The organism is Neisseria sp. P0021.S007 (genome assembly GCF_051956855.1).
Window position 1 is genome coordinate 1 of sequence record NZ_JBQCXA010001106.1, and the last position, 531, is coordinate 531.

The window sequence follows — 531 nt, forward strand, 5'->3', positions numbered from 1 at the left end:
CACAAGGATGGCAAACAGACGGTTGGCGGCCTCTGTGCTTGCCCATGCAATGTGTGGCGTGACAATGAGGGTGGGCAGTCGAGCTTTCAGCAGAGGGTTGCCGTCGCGCGGCGGCTCTTGTGTTAACACATCAAAACCTGCCCCGCCGATTTGGCCGTATTTCAACGCCGCAACCAAATCGGCTTCATCAACCAAGCCGCCGCGCCCGCAGTTGATGAGGATGGCGCCGGGCTTCATCTGTTGCAACTCGGCTTCGCCTATCATATTTGCCGTTTCCGGCGTGAGCGGGCAATGCAGCGACAGCGCGTCGGCGGAGCGGATGGCTTCGTCAAAGGAAACGTAGCCGTCGCGGACGGTTTCGGCGTGTTTGTGTTCGGCGAACACGACCTTCATTTTGAAAGCCTGCGCATAAGTTGCCAGCGTTTTACCAATATTGCCGCGACCGAAAATCGCCAGTGTTTTACCGTTTAAATCGCGCATCGGTGCGCCGAGGTGGCAGAAAAACGGCGAGTTTTCCCACAAGCCTGCTGC

General features: G+C 57.6%; 1 protein-coding gene. It reads right to left on the reverse strand.

Annotated features, from left to right (window positions below; all coding sequences use genetic code 11):
* Positions 1-531, reverse strand: a 531-nt coding sequence (locus tag ACTHUR_RS17760; protein WP_440400047.1) for an NAD(P)-dependent oxidoreductase, incomplete at both ends; no start/stop codon positions are given.